The organism is Pseudomonas sp. HMSC065H01 (assembly GCF_001815235.1).
In the GTDB taxonomy this organism is placed as follows: Bacteria; Pseudomonadota; Gammaproteobacteria; order Pseudomonadales; family Pseudomonadaceae; genus Pseudomonas; species Pseudomonas aeruginosa.
In genome coordinates this window covers 251,729-269,335 of record NZ_KV819859.1, presented here as the reverse complement: position 1 = coordinate 269,335, position 17,607 = coordinate 251,729, and the positions used below count along the sequence as shown (strand labels likewise).

Sequence of the window (17,607 nt, the reverse complement as noted above, 5' to 3'; positions counted from 1 at the left end):
CTGCGGTGAACTGTCAATGGCAGGCCGCTACGACGAAAGGCGCAGCTCCGGGCGACGCAACGCGGACAAAAGGATAGACCGCAATGGCCTCAGGTCAGGCGAGCGAGCAACCCGCGCAGGGTTTCCTGTTCTTGCGGGGAGAGGGGGGCCAAGGCCTGCCGGTTGATCTCGCGGGCGGCCGCCAGGCCGGCCTCGAGTTCGGCGCGTCCGGCAGGACTGAGGCTGACCAGCAGGCGCCGGCCGTCGTCCGGATCGGCGCTGCGCTGGATCAGTCCCCGTTTGTCCAGGCGCTCGACGACGCCCTTGATGGTCGCGGCGTCCATGGCGGTGAGTCGGCCGAGCTGGTTCTGCGGGCAGGGTCCGGTCTCGCCGAGGCGGACCAGGGCGGCCCACTGGGTGGGGGTCAGGCCGTTGCCGATGCCATTGGCGAACAACGCCGCATAGCGCTGGTTGGCTTGGCGCAGGATGAAGCCGATCTGGTCGTCGAGGCGGTACGGGGCGTTACGGGACATGCTGGACATCGGTGGTGGCGTGAGGGCTTCATTCTAGCTCACGGCCGGTACCAGAGCGCCTCGCGCTGAAAAGGAGTTTTTCCTGGAAGATAGGGGTTTTTCAGCTCGATTATTCTCCGCTGCCGAAGGGCAAGCTTGCCCAGCCGCGTCTTGAAATGTCGCTCGAACAGCCGTTCGAAGCTACCGTCGGCAATCGCCTTCTCCAGGCCCTGGCGAATGGCCTCGGCCAGTTCCGGGCGTTGACGCGAAACGAAGAAATAGAAGGCCGCGGGGTAGTGCAGGGCCACGTGCTGGTCGATCGCCAGGTGCAGCCCGGCGCGGGAGGCGTCCTCCAGTTCTCCGTCGATCACTACGACCTCGCGGGGGAAGACCTCGAAGCGGCCGGCATCGAGCATGCGGAACAGGCTCTCGTAGTTCTGGCTGGTCTTCACCTCCAGGCCGTTGGCGCGCAGGATCGGTGTGTCGGCCCAGTCCTGGCGCTGGCCGAAGCGCAGGCGGCGGAGATCGTCGAGGGTCCGCGCCGAGGCCAGGATATCCTTGTTGGCGGCGCTGACCAGGGGAATGCGCCAGCCGATCAGGCCGCGATAGATCGGAATGCGGATCGGCAGCAGGGTCTCTTCCAGGTCGTCGCGGGACTGCGCCCACATCACCTGCAGGCCCGGATCGTCCTGCTCCAGGCGCAGTTGCGCACGGGACTGCGGCATGGGCTGCGCGCTGGGCTCCAGGCGGTAGTCGCCGCCGCTCCTGGCCAGCGCCAGTTGCAGCAGCTCGACGACGTAGGGTTCGGGGTTGCGCCCTTCGGAGTGGCGCGGATAGATCACCCGTTCGCCAGCCCCGGCATGCCAGGCCAGCAGGCCGAACAGCAGGGCCAGCCAGCGGAGCGGCGAACCCTGGCCGAGCGGCAGCGGTCTATGTTCACTCAGGCCTATCAGGAGGAATGCCATGGCTGGCCCCCGTACGCGTGCCCTGTTTTCGACATTGTTCGCCCTGTCCCTGGTGACATCCTTGACCCATGCCAGGGATTATCGCTACAGCGACGCTCACGTGCACTATGTGGATTTTTTCCAGGAAAGCGAAGGCATGCCGCGGCTGCTGGAGGCGATGGACAAAGGCCGGGTCGACCATGTGATGCTCAGCGGCGTCGCGGTCGCCAAGAAATGGCACGAGGACGAGCCGAAGCGGCCGCGCTACTACGCTGGTGACGATGCCGGAGCCTATTGGTACAGCGCCACCGACGTGATCGTGGCGGCGGCGGTGAAATCCCTGCCAGCCGAGCAGCGGCGGCGCGTGCATCCGTTCCTGACCGGTTTCAACCCGACCGACAAGAACGCCGACGCGCACATCCGTCGCATGCTGGAGCTGGACCCGGGACTCTGGCAGGGCATCGGCGAGATCTTTACCCGTCACGACGACCTCACCGCGCTGACCTACGGCGACGTGCCGAGGGCCAACAACGAGGCGCTGGCGCGGGGCTATCACCTGGCCGCCGAATTCGACCTGCCGGTGTTGCTGCACGCCAACGTCACTTCCAAGCGCGAACGCAACCCGCTGTACCTGGAGGAAATCGAGGAGCCCCTGCGCAATCACCCGCATGTGCGGTTCATCTGGGCCCATGCCGGGACCAGCATGGAGATCCATCGCCACCAGAAGAAACTGGACTTCCTCCTGCCGACCCTTCGGCGTCTGCTACAGCGCTACCCGAACCTCTACATCGACCTGTCCTGGTCGGTGTTGCGCCCGTACCTGCTGGACGAGCAGGGCAAGCCCGATCCGCAGTGGCTGGCACTGGTCGAGCGGTTTCCGCAACGCTTCATGCTCGGTTCCGATGTGGTCGGCCAGTTCGACAGCCTGCCCGAGTTGATGGCGAGCTTCGATCCGTTCCTCGACGCCTTGCCCGAGCAGGTCGCTCGCCAGGTGGCGCGGGACAACTTCCTGGCGGTGCTGCCGCGCCAGCCCGCCGATCCGCGAGGCGAATAACCCGGATTCGTCATCAGTCTGTCATGCCGGCGTCATAGGCTCGCGCCAGTCCCATCCAGGAGTGAGTCATGTCCTTCATCCGTTCTTGCATCAGTCGTTCCGTCTTCCTGCTCGGCGCCGGCGTCGCCGTGGCGGCGCAGGCCGAGGTGCGTATCGACGGCCCCATCGAATATGGCGTGTTCGAAAGCCGCTACCAGGATTTCCAGCCCGGCGAACGGGTATTGACCCGTAGCGAGCAGAACATCCAGCAGACCACCGAAGTCCCGGCCAAGCTCGGCACCAAGTTCGGCATGCGTTATCAACTCAGCGGCAAGCAGGAAGGCGATACGCCTTTGACGCTGCTCTACCTCACCCCGGGCGTGGTCACTCCGGATGGCCAGCGGCATGACAAGTTCGAAGTGGTGCAGAAGCTGGTGCCGGGCGCGCCGACCGATGTCATGGCCTACGAATTCACCGAGCCGCACGAAGTGGTGAAGGGCGAATGGCGGTTGATGGTGTTCCAGGGCGATCGCCTGCTGGCGGAGAAATCCTTCGACGTGCGCTGAGCGCGAGCCATGCAAAGCGCTGGTTTTCTTGTGTGGCGTGGATAACGCGGGGGCGCCATTCGCTCTACCGGGCAAGGGTTGCCTGCGTGCGGTAGGGCGGCGTACGAACGGATGCCGACGGTAGCCTGTTCGTCCTTCGATCAGTCCCTGCTGACCCGGGTATCTTCCGCGGCGAGCGGACTGCCGTCGCCGGCGCGTACCTGCAGGCGCGGCACCGGCTGGCCGCTGTCGCGCTCGACCAGGCGGACATGGGATTCGTCCGGGGCGAAGAAATAGTCCTCGCCCCACTGCCGAATCGCCACCAGCAGGGGGAAGAGCGCGCGTCCCTTGTCAGTCAGGCGGTATTCCTGGTGACTGCCGCTTTCGGCCGGGACCGCCACCATCACGCCGTGCTCCACCAGGTTGCGCAGGCGCGCCGCCAGGATGTTCTTGGCCAGGCCGAGGCTCTTCTGGAATTCGCCGAAGCGCGTCAGTCCTTCGAAGGCATCGCGCACGATGAGCATCGACCAGCCGTCGCCGATCACGTCCAGCGGGCGGGCGACTGGACAACTGGCTTGCTTGTGGCTGGTGCGCTTGACCATCTGGGCGGCTCCGGAGGGGGAGAGGATCGGGTTTCATGGTAAAACCCGGGCTTCACGCTGGGCAACCGGAGGAAGTGCGCCGCCGTGAGACGGCGCACGGCATGGTCAGACGACGAAGCGGGTGACCATGTTGTTCAGGTCGATGGCCAGTTGCGACAGTTCCTGGCTGGCGGCGGCGGTCTGGTTGGAGCCGGCGGACGTCTGCAGCGAGATGTCGCGGATGTTCACCAGGTTGCGGTCGACCTCGCGGGCCACCTGGGCCTGCTGCTCGGAGGCGCTGGCGATCACCAGGGTACGCTCGTTGATCTGGCCGACCCGCTCCGCGATCTCGTTCAGCGCCAGGCCGGCGGCTTCGGCGATCTCCAGCATGTTGCGGGCGCGTACGCTGCTGCTGTCCATGGCGCCGACCGCGGCGCCGGTGCCTTCCTGGATGTTGGCGATCATCTGCTCGATCTCGCGGGTGGATTCCTGGGTGCGATGGGCGAGGGCGCGAACCTCGTCGGCGACCACGGCGAAACCGCGGCCCTGCTCGCCGGCGCGAGCCGCCTCGATGGCCGCGTTGAGCGCCAGGAGATTGGTCTGTTCGGCGATACCGCGGATCACGTCGAGGACCTTGGAAATGTCCTGGGCCTTTTCCGCCAGGCCGCCGACCAGCGCCGAGGTATTGTCCACTTCTTCGCTCATCAGGCGGATCGCCTGGACCGTCTCCAGTACCCGCTGGCGTCCGTTCTGCGCCGATTGCTCGGAGGCGGACGAGGCGTCCGAGGTGGAGCTGGCGTTGCGCGCCACTTCCTCGACGGCGGCGGTCATCTCGTTGACCGCGGTGGCGGCCATCTGGATTTCGTCGTTCTGCTGGGTCAGCGAGCGGTTGCCCTGTTCGGTGACGGCGCTGAGTTCCTCCGCGGCGGAGGCCAGTTGGGTCGCCGAGCTGCCGATCTGCTGGATGGTCTGGCGCAGTTGTGCCTGCATGCCCTGGAGGGCGACCAGCAGCTTGGCCGGTTCGTCGCGGCCAGAGGTGTCGATGCGGCTGGTGAGGTCGCCGGAAGCGATCACCTCGGCCACTCGCAGCGCCTCGCCGATCGGTTGGGTGATGCTGCGGGTGAACAGCCAGGCCAGTACCACGGTAGCGAGGCCGGCGACCAGCAGTACGCCGATCACTGCGGCGAAGGCGCTGTCATAGACCTCATCGGCCGTGTGGCTGGCCTGGCTGGCGCCCTTGACGTTGAAGTCGATCAGCGCCTGCAGTTGCTGCTGGGTGGCGCGGTACTGGTCGAGCAAGGTGCTTTCGGTGTACTGGCGGGTCTCTTCCAGCGGCTTGCTGCGCGACATCTGCACCAGGGTCTGCTGGCTTTGCAGGAGCGTCTGCCGGGTAGCCAGGTAGCGCTCGTAGATCGAGCGCTCGTCGGCACCACTGATCAGCCGTTGGTAGGCGCCCTCGCGATCGGTCAGTTCCTTGCCGATTTCCGTCATGCGGCTTTCCAGGAAGCGCTTGCTGCTATCGTCCGCCGCCAGCACATGGGCCAGTTGCACCTGCCGCAGTTCGGCGAGCAGAACGTTCAACTCGGCGCTTTCGCGGACGCTAGGCAGCCAGTTGTCGCTGATGTCCGAAGAGGCTTCGTTGAGCGAACCCATCCGGTTCAGGGAAAAGATGCCGGTGATGACCAGCAGAGCGGTGATCAGGGCGAAACTCAGGGCGGCACGGGTCGCGATGGGCATACTGCGCAAAGACATGATGGCGGATTCCAGGGGGCAGGAAGAGGGACGGGGCTGACCAGTACTATCGGCAGGCAGGGCGGGAGGTTTAGCCCGTTCATGCAGTCCGGGTAAAGAAACGCTGGGTACAAAAAAGCGCCCCGGAGGGCGCTTCATGCGGCGATGGAGGGAATCAACCCTGCCAGCGCTTGAGGACCAGGGTGGCGTTGGTGCCGCCGAAGCCGAAGCTGTTGCTCATGACGGTATCGAGCTTGGCGTTCTCGCGGGTCTCGCGGAGAATCGGCAGGTCGGCCACTTCCGGGTCGAGTTCGTCGATGTTGGCGGAGCCGGCGATGAAGCCGCCCTCCATCATCAGCAGGCAATAGATTGCCTCGTGCACGCCGGCGGCGCCCAGCGAGTGGCCGGACAGGCTCTTCGTCGAGCTGATGGCCGGCGCCTTGTCACCGAACACTTCGCGCACGCCTCGGATCTCGGCGACGTCGCCGACCGGGGTGGAGGTGCCGTGGGTGTTCAGGTAGTCGATCGGCGCGTCGACGGTGGCCAGCGCCTGCTGCATGCAGCGGATCGCGCCTTCGCCGCTCGGGGCGACCATGTCGTAGCCGTCGGAGGTGGCGCCGTAGCCGACGATCTCGGCGTAGATCTTGGCGCCGCGCTTGAGCGCATGCTCCAGCTCCTCGACCACCACCATGCCGCCGCCGCCGGCGATGACGAAGCCGTCACGCTTGGCGTCGTAGGCGCGGGAGGCCTTTTCCGGCGTGTCGTTGTACTGGGTGGAGAGGGCGCCCATGGCGTCGAACAGGCAGCTCTGGCTCCAGTGTTCCTCTTCGCCGCCGCCGGCGAAGACCACGTCCTGCTTGCCCAACTGGATCTGTTCCATGGCCTGGCCGATGCAATGGGCGCTGGTGGCGCAGGCGGAGGAGATCGAGTAGTTGACGCCCTTGATCTGGAACGGTGTGGCCAGGCAGGCCGATACGGTGCTGCCCATGGTGCGGGTCACGCGGTATGGGCCGATGCGCTTGACGCCTTTCTCGCGCAGGGTGTCGATGGCTTCCATCTGGTTCAGGGTGGAAGCGCCGCCGGAGCCGGCGATCAGGCCGGTGCGGGGGTTGGAAATCTGTTCCGGAGTCAGGCCGGAGTCCTTGATCGCCTGCTCCATCGCCAGGTAGGCGTAGGCGGCGGCATCGCCCATGAAGCGGAAGACCTTGCGATCGATCAGCTCTTCGAGGTTCAGGTCGACCGAACCGGAAACGTGGCTGCGCAGGCCCATCTCGGCGTAGGACGGATTGAAGCGAATGCCGGGCCGACCCGCACGGAGGTTGGCGGAAACGGTGTCTTTGTCATTGCCGAGGCAGGAAACGATGCCCAGACCGGTGATAACGACGCGACGCATGCGGATAACCCTTAGAAGCTGTCAGTGGAGGTGAACAGGCCGACGCGGAGGCCTTCGGCACTGTAGATTTCGCGGCCATCGACGCTGACGGTGCCGTCGGCGATGGCCAGGACCAGCGAACGATTGATCGTGCGCTTGATATGAATGTTATACGTGACCTTCTTCGCTGTCGGCAGAACCTGACCGAAGAACTTCACTTCGCCCGAACCCAGGGCGCGGCCGCGGCCGGGGTTGCCCTGCCAGCCGAGGTAGAAACCGACCAGCTGCCACATGGCATCCAGGCCCAGGCAACCGGGCATGACCGGATCGCCTTCGAAGTGACAGGCGAAGAACCACAGGTCCGGGTTGATATCCAGCTCGGCGACCAGCTCGCCCTTGCCATACTTGCCGCCGACATCGCTGATGTGAACGATGCGATCGATCATCAGCATGTTGGGGGCGGGAAGTTGCGCGTTACCCGGGCCGAACAGCTCGCCGCGACTGCAGCGCAGCAGGTCTTCTCGGGTGAAGGCGTGTTGTTTGGTCATGCGAGCTCCTCAAAAATCCCTGAACTGCAGGGTTGTGGCGGTTCGTCCAGCGGCCGTCGCGCCGGGTTATTGTATCGGCGTCGCAGCGGCAGCCTAGTCATAGACTGTTGCGTTGCGGTGAAAGTCACAGTGTCCGGCGAACAGATGTTCACTTTATTCCCGCGTCCGCTTGCCGCCCTTGTCGTAGATCATTCCGGCTCCCCTCGTCCGGTTTCGTTCGATGTCACGGGGAGTTCCGGCTGCGAGCCGATCCAGCGTTGCAGTATGCGTTGCAATTCCGCCCGTTTGAATGGCTTGGCCAGGTAATCGTTCATTCCCGCCTGCAGGCAGTTCTCCCGATCGCCCTGCAGGGCGTTGGCGGTCAGGGCGATGATCGGTACCTGCCGGCCGTTCTCCTGGGCCCTGATTTCCCGTGTCGCCGAGTAGCCGTCGAGCACCGGCAGGCGGCAGTCCATCAGGATCGCGTCGTAGCGCTGGCGCTCGGCGCTGCGTACCGCCTGGATACCGTCGGCGACCAGGGTGACGCGATAGCCGAGGCTGCGCAACATGGCTTCTATGACTGTCTGGTTCACCGGATTGTCCTCGACCAGGAGGATTTCCTGACCGGCGGCGACCGGGGCGGCGTCGCCGGCGGCCTGCTGCCGGTGCGCCGGCGACTGCTGGAAGGGCAGCGGAATCTCCAGGGTGAAGGTCGATCCCGAGCCTTCCTTGCTCTCTGCCTGCAGGGTGCCGCCCATCCGTTCCGCCAGGGTCCTGGCGATCGCCAGGCCGAGCCCGGTGCCGCCGTAGCGTCGGGAAATCGACGAATCCGCCTGCTGGAAGGCGTCGAACATATGTTCCAGGCGTTCCGGCGAGATGCCGATGCCGCTGTCGTGCACCGCGCAGGTCAGCCACAGTACGTCGTGATCGAGAGCCTGCCACTCCAGGCTGAGATGGATGGCGCCTTCCTCGGTGAACTTCAGCGCATTACCCAGCAGATTCACCAGGATCTGTCGGATCCGCGTCGGATCGCCGCAGACCTCGATATTCTCCAGGCCGGCCTGGATCTGCAATTCCAGCGCCAGTCCGCGTTGCTGGGCGCTGTGCTGGAACACCAGGGCGGAGCCTTGCACCAGTTCCAGCAGGTTGAAGGGGATGCACTCCAGTTCCAGCGCGCCGCGTTCGATCCTTGAGAAATCGAGAATGTCGTTGATGACCTTCAGCAGGTGTTCGGTGGACTCGGTGGCCAGCGCCGTGTACTCGGCCTGTTCGCGGGTCTGCTCGGTGGTTTCCAGCAGTTGCAGCATGCCCAGCACGCCATTCATCGGGGTGCGAAGCTCGTGGCTCATCATCGCCAGGAAGTCGGACTTCGCCCGGTTCGCCTGCTCCGCTTCCTCGCGGGCGCTGATCAATTGGCTGATCGCCTGTTCCTGTTCCCGGCTCGCGCGGTCCAGCCCGCTGGCGAGATTGTTGATGTGACGGGCCAGGTCGCCGATCTCGCCGTCGTCGAGGATCGGCAGGCTGGTCTTGTAGTCGCCGCTCTGGATCGCCTCGACCGCCTGGCCCATGGTGCTGATCGGCGCCGACAGGCGCTGCGCCAGGCGGCGCGCGACGAGGAAGGTGAGGATCAGGGCGAAGGCGGCCAGCAGGGCGGCCTTCAGGAGGATTTCCTGTTGCCGCTGGCTGAAGGCGTCGTTGGACATGCCGACCACCACCCGGCCGAGGTAGTCCTCGCCGGACTGGCCGTCGCCTTCGCTGGCGCCATCCAGCAGCGGGTCGCTGGCCAGGGCGATACGCTGGCGCTGGATGGTGGAGTGGAAGATGTCGATCGGCGCGGCGTTCTGCAACGCGCCGGGCAACTGTTCGACGTACACCAGGATATTGTCGTTGCGGTCGCGTACCTCGATGAAGCGCACATGCGGGGTGTCGAGGGTAGCCTGCAGCAGCTTCTGCAGCACGGGCGTGTTGCCGGCGATCACGCCGTATTCGGCGGCCGGCGCCAACTGGTCGGCGATCAACTGGCCGGTATGGGTCAGTTCCTGGCGCAGGTCCTGCAGGCGCGAGTAGGTGAAGTAGGCGGTGAGCAACAGGGTCAGCAGCAGCGCCGGGCCCAGGCTGATCGCCAGCATGCGGGTACGGATGTCCCAGCCGTGGCGCTGGCTCATGGTTCTTCTCCTTCGGCGAGGCGCCGGCCGAGGTCGGCGTCGCTGGCCAGGTCGATACCCAGGGAACGGGCTACCTGCCGATTGCCGAGCACCTTGAAATGCCCTGGATAGAGGCTGAGGGGCCAGTGCCTGGGCGCCTGGCCGAGCAATTCGTCGAGGGTGTCCAGCCAATCCTCCTGGTCGCTGTAGCTGCTCGCCAGGCTGCCGGCCTTGACGAAGGCTGCGGTGGGGCCGAGCAGCGCGCGGTTCTTGGCGTAGCTTCCGAGCAGCAGGCTCTTGATGCTCTGCGAGTTGTACAGCTGTTTGTCGTCGATGCCGAGCAGCAGGTCACTATTGCCGAGCAGGAACTGCAGCGGGCGCGGGTCGTCGTTGCCGCTGCTGCTGGCGACGAACAGCTGGAGCCCCTGGCTGCGGGCCTCGCGGCGAAGCTCGTCGAGGAGGAATTCGCTGTCCTTGCCGTAGAGCACGCCGATGCGCTGGATGCCCGGCAGGATCAGGCGCGCCAGGCGGAGCTGGCGGGACGCCGGCGGGTCGCTCCAGAGTACGCAGAGACCTCCGACGCCGTGTCCGCCATGTCCGTTGGCGCCTGGCAGCAGGCGCTGGCCATCGACCCGGTTGAGCAGCAGCGCCAGGGTCGGCGGCGCCCGGTGCTGGCGCAGGCGCCAGGCCAGGGCCTCGGGGCCGAGCAGGAGCAGGCGGGTGTCGTCGGCGAAGACCATCCCCTCCGCCAGGGCCGCGGGCGTGCGCAGTTCCACCTGGTCCTGCGGCCGTCGCTGCGCCAGGGCATCGCGAAAGGCGTTCACCGCGGCCCCCTGGTTGGCGCTGACCAGGACCAGTTGCGCGGCCTCGCCGACATGCGGGAGACAGCAGAAGACGAGCGCGAGCAGCGCCTGGAAAGCCCGGCGGGCGGGGCGCAAGCGACGCATCTAGAACGTCACCTCGGCGCTGAAGTAGAGCAGGTGGCGGCTGTCGTAGCGGTTGTCGGGAAACGTCAGCGGTTCGTCGTCGAGACGCTGCTGGAGCACGCCGGCCAGTTCCAGGGCGGCCTTGCCCAGGGGAATGCGCTTGGCCAGGCGCAGGTCGACGCGTTCGAAACGATGTCCATTGAGCGAGTCGTCGCCATAATAGAAGAGGGCGCTGGACCAGCCTTGGCCCCAGTCGTGCATCCAGCCGGCCGAGCCGCCGTGGCGGGCGGTCAGGCGCCGGTCGTAGCGACTGGTGGCGTCGTAGTCGAGATAGGCGTAGGTGGCGCGCAGGCGGTCGCGTAGGCCCAGGCGCCAGTCGAGCTGGCCTTCCGCGCCGGAGAAGCGGATGCGATCGCCGTTGTCCGGACTGAAGTCGACGACGCTGAGCGGATCGCTGATCAGTCCGGTGATTTCCTCGTGGAACAGGCGTACATCCACGGCCAGTCCGGTCTCGCGGAAAAAACCGTTGTAGCCGATCTCGCGCGAACGGGTGTGTTCCTTGCCCAGGTCGCCGGGGCCGTGGGCGCTGGCGAAGTAGTAGGCTTCGCTCTGCCCATAGGGCGCCGGTGTCAGGTGGCGGACCCGGTAGCGCCAGTCGACGTCGTTTTCGTACATGCCCGGTGACCGCACTGCCTCCGAATAGACCGCGCGCAGGCTGTGCTGGGGGTTGAACAGGTAGTTCACCGCCAGCCGCGGGCTGAACGAACTGCCGGAGCCCTCGACGTCTTCGAGCATCCCCCCGCCCTGCAGCAGCCAGTGTTCGCCGGCATGCCACTCCAATTGGCTGAACAGCCGCCAGATCTGGCTGCTGACCCTGCCGCCGTAGAAGGTCTCGGAGTTTGCCTGGTCGTAGCGGTAGCTCAGGCCGTTCAGCAGGCGCAGGTTGTCGCCCAGGCTGAGGGTGTCCTGCATCTCCAGGTCGTAGCGGCTTTCCCGGATGTTGCGGTCGACCCGTCCGCAGACCGGGCGCAGTCCGCCGTTGCGTAGCTGGTCGAGGACCTGGGTCGCCAGTTGCAACTCCTGGGCGCTGCCGGGCGGCAGCCGGGTCGGATCGTCGGCGAACCTGCGCAGGTAGTCCGGGTTCAGTTCCCAGAGCTGCGCCAGTTGCGGGCTGAAGGCAATGGCCGCCTCGCAGGCGTTCCATTCCTGCCGGCGCTCCCAGTGCTGTGCGTAGCCTTGTATATAGAAGCTGTGGCGCGGGTCGAGGTCGACATTCCAGCGCAGCGAACCGGCATAGTCGTGGGCGAGCGTATCGGAGTTGTCGATGTCGTCGGGAACCTGGGGAAACGGCGAGCGATAGGCGTAGGGGTGCTGGTTCGAGCCTTCCTTGGCCGCCAGTTGCCACTCCAGGCTCTGGTTCGGCGCCAGGCTGTGGCTGGCGTTGAGGTTGAAGCGGCTGAGCCGGCGGCCGTCGCGCAGGGCGTGACCGTCGTGGTCGCGGTCGAAGCCGTCGTCTTCCTGGCCGGACAGCGACAGGCGGAAGTCGCTGTCTTCCAGGGCGATGCTCTGGCTGGCGTACCAGTCGCGGATGCCGCGCTGGCCCGCCGTGTACTTCAGGCGCGTGCCGGGCGACTCGCCGGGGGCGCGGGTGATGATGTTGATCACCCCCATCAATGCGTTGGCGCCGTAGCTGACGGTATTCGGCCCACGGAACACTTCGATCCGCTCGACATCCTCGAGGGCCAGCGGCAGGTCGCTCCAGTCGACGCTGGCAAGGCCCGGGCGGTACACCGAGCGGCCGTCGATCAGCACCTGCAGGCGCCGCGCCCCCGACATGCTGGTGCCGTGGTAGTTGACCGTGGGCTGGTTGCCGGACAGGTAGCCGACCATCATGCCCGGGACCAGGCGCATCAGTTCGGGAATGTCGCGGGCGCCGCTGGCGACGATCAGCTCGCGGTCGAGCACGCTGATGCTGCCGGGAACTTCCGCTGGGGATTGTTTCAGGCGTGTCGCGGTCAATACTTCGGGAACGCCGCTGGGATCGTTGAACAGGTCGGCGGCCGCGAGCTTGCCGCCGAACAGCAGGGCCAGCAGGGTCAGGGAGGCGGGAGCACGTGAAGCGATGGGCACGGAACGACCTTGTTCTCGATAGGTATTGTCTGGCCCGGGCATGGTAAACGAGGCGCGGGCTTTTGCCAGCGCCGGCGTCAAGACTGGTCGGCCGGCTGGCCGACCGTATAATGGCGTGATTGCCGCGTGGCGGCCAGAAATGGATGAATCATGACAGAGCAGCAACCGATTGCCGTGCTCGGCGGCGGCAGTTTCGGCACCGCCATCGCCAACCTGCTGGCCGAGAACGGCCAGGCGGTCCGCCAGTGGATGCGCGACCCGGAGCAGGCCGAGGCGATCCGCAGCCGACGCGAGAACCCGCGCTACCTGAAAGGGGTCAAGGTGCATCCCGGGGTCGAGCCGGTCACCGACCTGGAGCGCACCCTGGCCGATTGCCAACTGATCTTCGTCGCCTTGCCCTCCAGCGCCCTGCGCAAGGTGCTGCAACCACACCAGGCGGCATTGACGGACAAGCTGCTGGTGAGCCTGACCAAGGGCATCGAGGCGCACACCTTCAAGCTGATGAGTGAGATCCTCGAGGAAATCGCCCCGCAAGCCCGCATCGGGGTGATTTCCGGCCCGAACCTGGCGCGCGAGATCGCAGAGCACGAGCTGACCGCCACGGTGGTCGCCAGCGAGGACGACGAGCTGTGCGCCCGCGTCCAGGCGGCCCTGCACGGCCGCACCTTCCGCGTCTACGCCAGCCGCGACCGCTTCGGAGTGGAACTCGGCGGTGCGCTGAAGAACGTCTACGCGATCATGGCCGGCCTGGCCGCGGCGATGGATATGGGCGAGAACACCCGCAGCATGCTGATTACCCGCGCGCTGGCGGAAATGACCCGGTTCGCCGTCAAGCTCGGTGCCAACCCGATGACCTTTCTCGGCCTCGCCGGCGTCGGCGACCTGATCGTCACCTGTTCCTCGCCGAAGAGCCGCAACTACCAGGTCGGCCACGCCCTCGGCGAGGGGCTCAGCCTGGAGGAGGCGGTATCGCGCATGGGCGAGACCGCGGAGGGTGTGAACACTCTCAAGGTACTCAAGGAAAAGTCCGACGAGATGCAGGTGTACATGCCGCTGGTCGCCGGTCTCCATGCGATCCTCTTCGAAGGCCGCACCCTGGCGCAGGTCATCCAGCTGCTGATGCGCGGCGAGCCGAAGACCGACGTCGATTTCATTCCCACCACCGGCTTCTGACGAGGAGACCGCCATGTCCGCAGACCCGCAAGCACGCGAATCGATCGCCATCCGCATCCTCTGGATGCTGCTGTTCGTCCTGGTCTGGCAGGTCGCCGAACTGCTCCTCGGGGCGGTGGTGGTGATCCAACTGGTCTACCGACTGATCTACGGCGCGCCGAACGGCAGCCTGATGGCTTTCGGCGACAGCCTCAGCCAGTACCTGGCGCAGATCGGCCGTTTCGGTACCTTCCACAGCGACGAGAAACCCTGGCCGTTCGCCGACTGGCCGAGCGCCCGCGCCGCCGAGGGCGAGGCCGCCCACAGCGTGCCGCCCGCCGCGCACCCGGCGCGCGACGAAGAGCCGAAGTTGTGAAACTCTGGCTGTTGCGCCACGGCGAGGCCGAACCGCACGCCAGCCGGGATTCCGAGCGGCGCCTGACCGCCCATGGACGCAAGGAGGTGCTGCAGAGCGCCGCGCGGCTGGCCGGGTTGCCGCTGGACGGGATTCTCGCCAGCCCCTACGTGCGCGCCCAGCAGACCGCCGAGCTGGTGCGCGAGGCATTGGGCCTGGTCGAGCCGGTCGGCACCGCGCCCTGGTTGACCCCCGACGACGATCCGCGCGAGGTGCTCGGTTTCCTCGACGAGCGCAGCGAGCGCAATCTCCTGCTGGTCAGCCACCAGCCCCTGGTCGGGGCGCTGGGCGGTCTGCTGGTGCATGGCAACCGGCGCGATCCGTTGCCGATGAGCACTGCCTCGCTGGCCGAACTGGAAGGCGACTTCGCCGCCGCCGGGCTGATGACCCTGGTCTCGCTGCATCACCCGCGGCACGGCTAGGAAGCGCCTGGCACAACGACTACAAACCGAAACATTTCCCGGCTTGCCTGCGGTTGGCTGTGATGGAATATTCGACCAAGCAAGTGCTTGGTCGATCTCCCAGAACAACAACAACGGAGGCGGTACGTGGTCACTGCAAATCGTCTGCCGCTCGAAGTCTTCTTCGAGCGCGAAAAGCGTCATCCGCAACGGCGTTACCTGGTGCAGCCCATCGGTGGCGGCCGGGTCGAGGAGCTGAGCTGGGGCGAGGTGGGCGACCAGGCGCGGCGTGCAGCCGCCTGGTTGCGCAGCCTGGATCTCCCCGCCGGCAGCCGTATCGCGATCATCTCGAAGAACTGTGCGCACTGGATCGTCACTGACCTGGCGATCTGGATGGCCGGGCACGTTTCCGTCCCCCTCTATCCCAATCTCACCGCCGAGTCGGCGCGCCAGGTGCTGGAGCATTCCGAGTCGGCGGTGGTCTTCGTCGGCAAGCTCGACGACTGGCCGGCGATGGCGCCCGGAGTCCCCGAGGGCATACCGACCGTGGCCATGCCGTTGCACCCGGAAGGGCGTTTCGACCGCCAGTGGAGCGACCTGCAGGCCTGCGCGCCGCTCGAAGGCGACACGCCGACCGCCGCCGAGCAACTCGCCACCCTGATCTACACCTCCGGAACCACCGGCGTGCCCAAGGGGGTGATGCACAACTTCAGCAGTTTCGCCTTCGCCGCCAGCCGCGGCGTGGAACTGTTCGGCACCCGCGAAGACGACCGGATGCTCTCCTACCTGCCGTTGTGCCACGTGGCGGAGCGGATGTTCGTCGAGATGGGGTCGCTCTACGGGGGAACCACGGTGTTCTTCGCCGAAAGCCTGGACACCTTCGTCGAGGATATGAAGCGTGCGCGGCCGACCCTGCTGTTCGGCGTGCCGCGCATCTGGACCAAGTTCCAGATGGGGGTGTATTCGAAGATGCCGGCGCAGAAGCTCGACCGCCTGCTGAAGCTGCCGATCCTCGGCCGCATCGTCGGTCGCAAGGTGCTCGCCGGGCTAGGCCTGGACGCGGTGCGCTACGCGCTCTGCGGCGCGGCGCCGGTACCCGAGGCGCTGCTGCTCTGGTATCGCCGCCTGGGCCTGGATGTGCTCGAGGTCTACGGGATGACCGAGAACAGCGGTTACTCCCACGTCTGCCGGCCCGGCAGGCAGAAGACCGGCTGGATCGGCCAGAACAGCCCCGGCGTCGAGGTACGCATCAGCGACGAGGGCGAGGTGCAGGTGCGTAGCGGCGCGACCATGGTCGGCTACTACAAGGAGCCGGAGAAGACCGCAGAGGTGCTCACCGCCGACGGTTTCCTGCGCACCGGCGACAAGGGCGAGCAGGACGCCGAAGGCAACCTGCGCCTGACCGGGCGGATGAAGGAAATCTTCAAGACCAGCAAGGGCAAGTACGTGGCGCCGGCGCCGATCGAGAACCGCCTGGCGGTACACGATCGCATCGAGCAGGTCTGCGTGGTCGGCGAGGGCCTCAGCGCGCCGTTGGGGCTCTGCGTGCTCTCCGAGGTCGGTCGCCGGGAGGCCCTCAACGGGACCCGCGGGGCGCTGGAAAGCAGCCTGCGGGCGCACCTGGAACAGGTCAACGGTGCGCTTGACAAGCACGAGCGCCTGGTCGGCCTGGTCCTGGTGCAGGAAACCTGGGCGGTGGACAACGGTTTCCTCACGCCGACCTTGAAGATCAAGCGCAATATGGTGGAAGGTGCCTATGGCTCGCGCTTCCACGAATGGGTGGAACGCCGCGAGGCCGTGCTCTGGCACGAATGACTCCCACCGACGGGAAGCCCTTCCGGGCTTCCCCCTTGCGCAAGGAATTCCCATGAGCCTCTGGCGACAAACGCCCGACCTGGAGCAACTGAACGCCTCGCAGAAGAACAGCATCGGCGACCTGCTTGGCATCCGCTTCGAAGCCTTCGACGACGAGTCGCTGACCGCCAGCATGCCGGTCGACTCGCGTACCCACCAGCCGTTCGGCCTGCTGCATGGCGGCGCCTCGGTGGTCCTCGCGGAAAGCCTGGGCTCGATGGCCAGCTACCTGTGCGTCGACACCAGTCAGTACTACTGCGTCGGCCTGGAAGTGAACGCCAACCACCTGCGCGGCCTGCGCAGCGGCCGGGTCACTGCGGTGGCCAGGGCGATCCACCTGGGGCGTACCACCCATGTCTGGGACATCCGCCTCAGTGGCGACGACGGCAAGCCGAGCTGCATCGCCCGCCTGACCATGGCGGTGGTGCCGCTGGCGGGCAGGGCGGGCTGAGCGCGGTCCGCAATTTTGTCCAAGATCGTTCCGTCCCGCGGGCGGTAGAGTAGCGGGATGGAACAGATCACCCATCTCAGCAGCGGGATTCCCGGCGTACGCCTGATAGACGCCGAGCACAACCGCTTTTCCTTTCCCCGGCACTTCCACCTGGAGTACCACATCGGCTTGCTGTTGCAGGGCCGGCATCGCTATGCCGCCGGCGGCGAACGGCGCCTGGCCGGGGCCGGCGACGCGTTGCTGATGGCGCCGGAAAGCATCCACGACGGCAGCAGCGCCGGCGAGGAGGGCTACCGTATCCGCGTCCTGGCGCTCGATGCCGACTGGCTGGAGCGCGCCAGCCGTGACTTCAGCGACGGCCGCCGGGGGGCGCCGCGCCTGACCAGCAGCCTGGTCCGCGACGAGCGTCTGCAGCAGCGCCTGCGTCAGTTGCACCTGGGCATGCTCGGCGGAGCGGCGGCGCTGGAGAACCGTCTGGCCCTGGAAGAGCACCTCTGGCAGGCGCTGGCCTGCCTGCTCAGCCTGGGCAGCAGCCTGCGCCTGGAGGAGGGCGACCGGGAAGGCTTCGGCCAGCGCGACTGGACGCGGCTGCGCGACTGGCTGGAGTCGCGCCTGGAGTACCCGCCGAACCTGGAGGAACTGGCCGCCTTCTGCGGCCTGAGCCCCTGGCAGGTGCTGCGGCGCTTCCGCCGTCACTGCGGCCTGCCGCCCCACCAGTGGCTGACCCAACTGCGCCTGGAGCGCGCCTTGCCGCTGGTTCTGCGCGGCGAGCAGCCATTGAGCCAGGTGGCCCAGCAGTTCGGTTTCTACGACCAGGCGCACTTCAGCCGTCTGTTCCGGCGCACCTATGGGTTACCGCCGGCGCGCCTGCGCCAGCGCTGATTCGCGTTTTCCTTTCCGATCCCTTTTT

Annotated in this window: 17 protein-coding genes; 8 read left to right on the top strand and 9 right to left on the bottom strand. The window is 66.5% G+C overall.

All coding sequences use genetic code 11. The features are described from left to right. Positions 1–89: 89 nt before the first annotated feature. Both HMPREF3014_RS09030 and HMPREF3014_RS09025 read right to left on the bottom strand, forming a co-directional pair. The gene (locus tag HMPREF3014_RS09030; protein ID WP_003120438.1) at positions 90–512 is read right to left on the bottom strand and encodes a MarR family winged helix-turn-helix transcriptional regulator; all 423 of its coding nucleotides are present in this window, start codon (positions 510–512) and stop codon (positions 90–92) included. A 38-nt stretch (positions 513–550) separates the two neighbouring features. Beyond that, positions 551–1,456: a substrate-binding periplasmic protein gene (locus HMPREF3014_RS09025; protein WP_003097899.1), complete on the bottom strand. Its 906-nt coding sequence runs from the start codon at positions 1,454–1,456 to the stop codon at positions 551–553. Between HMPREF3014_RS09025 and HMPREF3014_RS09020 the strand changes: the two genes are divergently transcribed. Then, positions 1,455–2,489 (top strand): amidohydrolase family protein, encoded by a 1,035-nt coding sequence (locus tag HMPREF3014_RS09020; protein ID WP_031633396.1) that lies wholly within the window; start codon positions 1,455–1,457, stop codon positions 2,487–2,489. The two genes, HMPREF3014_RS09025 and HMPREF3014_RS09020, sit on opposite strands and share 2 nt — an antisense overlap. 68 nt (positions 2,490–2,557) lie before the next feature. Beyond that, positions 2,558–3,034, top strand: a complete 477-nt coding sequence (locus HMPREF3014_RS09015; RefSeq protein WP_003087466.1) for a DUF3859 domain-containing protein — start codon at positions 2,558–2,560, stop codon at positions 3,032–3,034. A gap of 140 nt (positions 3,035–3,174) precedes the next feature. On the opposite strand, the gene HMPREF3014_RS09010 is transcribed toward HMPREF3014_RS09015, so the two are convergent. From HMPREF3014_RS09010 to HMPREF3014_RS08980, 7 genes are all read right to left on the bottom strand, one after another. Further along, positions 3,175–3,615: a biofilm oxidative stress transcriptional regulator BosR gene (locus tag HMPREF3014_RS09010; RefSeq protein WP_003087468.1), complete on the bottom strand. Its 441-nt coding sequence runs from the start codon at positions 3,613–3,615 to the stop codon at positions 3,175–3,177. Positions 3,616–3,720: 105 nt separating this feature from the next. Further along, a complete protein-coding gene (locus tag HMPREF3014_RS09005; protein WP_003097894.1) occupies positions 3,721–5,346 on the bottom strand; it encodes a methyl-accepting chemotaxis protein in 1,626 nt (541 codons plus the stop codon). Positions 5,347–5,500: 154 nt separating this feature from the next. Then, positions 5,501–6,718: a beta-ketoacyl-ACP synthase I gene (gene fabB / locus HMPREF3014_RS09000; protein WP_003097892.1), complete on the bottom strand. Its 1,218-nt coding sequence runs from the start codon at positions 6,716–6,718 to the stop codon at positions 5,501–5,503. Between the two features lie 11 nt (positions 6,719–6,729). Continuing rightward, on the bottom strand, positions 6,730–7,245 hold the full coding sequence (gene fabA, locus HMPREF3014_RS08995; protein ID WP_003087475.1) for a 3-hydroxyacyl-[acyl-carrier-protein] dehydratase FabA: 516 nt from the start codon (positions 7,243–7,245) through the stop codon (positions 6,730–6,732). A 188-nt stretch (positions 7,246–7,433) separates the two neighbouring features. Beyond that, positions 7,434–9,389: an ATP-binding protein gene (locus HMPREF3014_RS08990; protein WP_003097889.1), complete on the bottom strand. Its 1,956-nt coding sequence runs from the start codon at positions 9,387–9,389 to the stop codon at positions 7,434–7,436. After that, on the bottom strand, positions 9,386–10,144 hold the full coding sequence (locus HMPREF3014_RS08985; RefSeq protein WP_003120435.1) for an ABC transporter substrate-binding protein: 759 nt from the start codon (positions 10,142–10,144) through the stop codon (positions 9,386–9,388). The genes HMPREF3014_RS08990 and HMPREF3014_RS08985 overlap by 4 nt, the downstream gene beginning before the upstream one ends. 171 nt (positions 10,145–10,315) lie before the next feature. Then, positions 10,316–12,424 (bottom strand): TonB-dependent receptor plug domain-containing protein, encoded by a 2,109-nt coding sequence (locus tag HMPREF3014_RS08980; RefSeq protein WP_003097885.1) that lies wholly within the window; start codon positions 12,422–12,424, stop codon positions 10,316–10,318. Positions 12,425–12,574: 150 nt separating this feature from the next. Between HMPREF3014_RS08980 and HMPREF3014_RS08975 the strand changes: the two genes are divergently transcribed. The 6 genes from HMPREF3014_RS08975 to HMPREF3014_RS08950 all read left to right on the top strand — a co-directional run bounded on the left by HMPREF3014_RS08975 (position 12,575) and on the right by HMPREF3014_RS08950 (position 17,579). Next, positions 12,575–13,597, top strand: a complete 1,023-nt coding sequence (locus HMPREF3014_RS08975) for an NAD(P)H-dependent glycerol-3-phosphate dehydrogenase (protein WP_003097883.1) — start codon at positions 12,575–12,577, stop codon at positions 13,595–13,597. A gap of 13 nt (positions 13,598–13,610) precedes the next feature. After that, on the top strand, positions 13,611–13,952 hold the full coding sequence (locus HMPREF3014_RS08970) for a DUF4389 domain-containing protein (protein ID WP_003097882.1): 342 nt from the start codon (positions 13,611–13,613) through the stop codon (positions 13,950–13,952). Further along, positions 13,949–14,413 carry a phosphohistidine phosphatase SixA gene (sixA, locus tag HMPREF3014_RS08965; RefSeq protein WP_003117751.1) on the top strand — a complete coding sequence of 155 codons (465 nt, stop codon included), beginning with the start codon at positions 13,949–13,951 and terminating at the stop codon, positions 14,411–14,413. Before HMPREF3014_RS08970 ends, sixA begins: the two co-directional genes overlap by 4 nt. Before the next feature lie 126 nt (positions 14,414–14,539). Next, positions 14,540–16,207, top strand: a complete 1,668-nt coding sequence (locus HMPREF3014_RS08960; protein WP_003097876.1) for an AMP-binding protein — start codon at positions 14,540–14,542, stop codon at positions 16,205–16,207. A gap of 52 nt (positions 16,208–16,259) precedes the next feature. Continuing rightward, entirely contained in the window at positions 16,260–16,697 is a 438-nt protein-coding gene (locus HMPREF3014_RS08955; RefSeq protein ID WP_003087490.1) for a hotdog fold thioesterase, read from the top strand. A gap of 57 nt (positions 16,698–16,754) precedes the next feature. After that, entirely contained in the window at positions 16,755–17,579 is an 825-nt protein-coding gene (locus tag HMPREF3014_RS08950; protein ID WP_003097872.1) for an AraC family transcriptional regulator, read from the top strand. Positions 17,580–17,607 lie beyond the last annotated feature (28 nt).

Excerpts from the sequence above, each read along its gene's own strand:
- HMPREF3014_RS09030 (WP_003120438.1), bottom strand. The coding sequence starts at position 512 with ATGTCCCGTAACGCCCCGTACCGCCTCGACGACCAGATCGGCTTCATC.
- HMPREF3014_RS09020 (WP_031633396.1), top strand. The coding sequence starts at position 1,455 with ATGGCTGGCCCCCGTACGCGTGCCCTGTTTTCGACATTGTTCGCCCTG.
- HMPREF3014_RS09025 (WP_003097899.1), bottom strand. The coding sequence starts at position 1,456 with ATGGCATTCCTCCTGATAGGCCTGAGTGAACATAGACCGCTGCCGCTC.
- HMPREF3014_RS09015 (WP_003087466.1), top strand. The coding sequence starts at position 2,558 with ATGTCCTTCATCCGTTCTTGCATCAGTCGTTCCGTCTTCCTGCTCGGC.
- HMPREF3014_RS09010 (WP_003087468.1), bottom strand. The coding sequence starts at position 3,615 with ATGGTCAAGCGCACCAGCCACAAGCAAGCCAGTTGTCCAGTCGCCCGC.
- HMPREF3014_RS09005 (WP_003097894.1), bottom strand. The coding sequence starts at position 5,346 with ATGTCTTTGCGCAGTATGCCCATCGCGACCCGTGCCGCCCTGAGTTTC.
- fabB (WP_003097892.1), bottom strand. The coding sequence starts at position 6,718 with ATGCGTCGCGTCGTTATCACCGGTCTGGGCATCGTTTCCTGCCTCGGC.
- fabA (WP_003087475.1), bottom strand. The coding sequence starts at position 7,245 with ATGACCAAACAACACGCCTTCACCCGAGAAGACCTGCTGCGCTGCAGT.
- HMPREF3014_RS08990 (WP_003097889.1), bottom strand. The coding sequence starts at position 9,389 with ATGAGCCAGCGCCACGGCTGGGACATCCGTACCCGCATGCTGGCGATC.
- HMPREF3014_RS08975 (WP_003097883.1), top strand. The coding sequence starts at position 12,575 with ATGACAGAGCAGCAACCGATTGCCGTGCTCGGCGGCGGCAGTTTCGGC.
- HMPREF3014_RS08970 (WP_003097882.1), top strand. The coding sequence starts at position 13,611 with ATGTCCGCAGACCCGCAAGCACGCGAATCGATCGCCATCCGCATCCTC.
- HMPREF3014_RS08955 (WP_003087490.1), top strand. The coding sequence starts at position 16,260 with ATGAGCCTCTGGCGACAAACGCCCGACCTGGAGCAACTGAACGCCTCG.
- HMPREF3014_RS08950 (WP_003097872.1), top strand. The coding sequence starts at position 16,755 with ATGGAACAGATCACCCATCTCAGCAGCGGGATTCCCGGCGTACGCCTG.